The organism is Moorena sp. SIO4G3 (assembly GCF_010692305.1).
Classification (GTDB): Bacteria; Cyanobacteriota; Cyanobacteriia; order Cyanobacteriales; family Coleofasciculaceae; genus Moorena; species Moorena producens_A.
This window is the reverse complement of sequence record NZ_JAAHIG010000700.1, coordinates 1-1,808: the sequence shown is the minus strand read 5'-3', so window position 1 is coordinate 1,808 and position 1,808 is coordinate 1. Positions and strand designations below refer to the sequence as shown.

Annotated in this window: 1 protein-coding gene; it reads left to right on the top strand. The window is 40.3% G+C overall.

Annotation, left to right across the window (positions count from 1 at the left end; genetic code table 11):
- Window positions 1-120 precede the first annotated feature (120 nt).
- The gene (locus tag F6J99_RS44740) at window positions 121-1,638 is read left to right on the top strand and encodes a DUF1802 family protein (protein WP_293123817.1); all 1,518 of its coding nucleotides are present in this window, start codon (window positions 121-123) and stop codon (window positions 1,636-1,638) included.
- Window positions 1,639-1,808 lie beyond the last annotated feature (170 nt).

Below are 1,808 nucleotides of genomic sequence, written 5' to 3'. Positions count from 1 at the left end.
TTACGATATATAATTTTTATGTTTAACTGCTAGAGTTAACAGGAGTTACACAGTTGAAGCCAGGGATGAGATTAATTGATAGTAAGTGATCTAGATATTTACTAATGAGTCAGTAAGATAATGAGTCAGCAAGATAGAATTTCAATAGCCCTACTTTTACCGGCACCAGATATCGAAGCCTTAATCCAAGGGCGAATGATTGCTGCTATACCTCACTTATTTATCAATCCAGGACGTAAATTTGTCCTATATCCGTCGTCTACACTATCAAGTAATACACTATCAAGTAATACACTATCAAGTAATACACTATCAGGTAATACCCTGTCTCTTGAGCACTATTATCGCCCTAGTTTTATAGAAATAGCTAAAAAAAGTCTAACAGCACCGAATTCTGAGACAGTTTTAATTAAGGCTTGGGCTAGGTGTGAACTTTGCCAACACCTGAAGAAAACTGAATCCTTGGAGAACTTATCACCGTTAACGGTATGGACAGCAGCAGGATTACAAGCAAGACTTGAGAAACAGCAGCGTATTTTCCTGGCTTACTTGCGGGTCTATCAGTTTCCTAAAGTGATTGAAGTAGCTAGAAGTAATACTAGTCAGCCCCTTGGGAAGTTTGTTAGTTTAGGTGATAATATTAGGGTTACTGACGATTGGCCAGTATTAAGCGATCGCATTTTCAGCCAACGCCGACACCAACTAGAAAATCGACTCCCGCCACTGTATCCGGAATTGGAAGAATTACAGAGCCAAATCGCTAGCCTGGCGATTACTAACCCAGCGGCTGAAGCCCTTGACGAAGAGATAAAAAAATTTATAGGCTGGAGTAGCAACAAGCAATTAAGGTCATCTAATCCAGATGTAGCTTGGATAAATACCATAGCAGCATTAGGAAATCGCAGCAAAGAACTCGATCAAGGTAAAACTAATTATCAAGCTGGAACAGATTTTGAAATTATTGTTCGTGATAGCCTTAAGTTTCTCGGATTTACCATCGACCATGCTCACAAAGGTGGTGCTGGTGGCTTAGATTTATACTGCTCAAAACCTTATCCCTTGGTGGGTGAGTGCAAGGCTGGAAAAAAAATTCCTAACGATACGGCAGTACAACTGTTGAATTTAGGAACGTTACGTTTAAACAATCAAGAACTACTTAATAAAACGGCTAAGTTAATCATTGGCCCTGGTGAGCCGACTAAACAACTTATGGATGCAGCTATTGTACATGGTATGGCAATTATTAATCCTGAAACTCTTGAGAAGCTGGTGAAACTCCAAAGCCAGTATCCCAATTCCGTTGATTTAATTATACTAAAGAATTACTTGATACCTGGTCAAGCTGATCAGGAAGTTGAGAAATATATTAATCATGTTTCTGAAAAACTGAAATTGCGATCGCATATTGTCCACCTGGTGAAAAAGCTGATTGACAATAGAGATAATCACACGGTGGGAGTAGAGATGATCGATGGAGCCTATAACTTCTCCAATCCACCCGAGTCCTTGACTCAGCCAGAACTACACGAAATATTGATTGAGCTTTCTTCTCCCTTAACTGGCTACTTGGGGCGAATCAAGGGCACGGATAGTAAAAGTGATTGCTTTTACTTCCTGCGGGACTTGCCCATGGATTAATTAGGACTTGTTCAGGATAGTTTTTTTAAAATTTGGTGAGGTACATATTTTTAGGGACTTCGGAGCAGGGACTTCGGAGCAGGGAACAGGGAATAGGGAACAGGGAATAGGGAATAGGGAACAGGCAATAGGCAATAGGCAATAGGCAATAGGCAATAGGCAATAGGCAA

What these genes read in the sequence shown, in the direction of transcription:
- F6J99_RS44740 (WP_293123817.1), top strand. Translation starts at nt 121, where the DNA reads ATGAGTCAGCAAGATAGAATTTCAATAGCCCTACTTTTACCGGCACCA.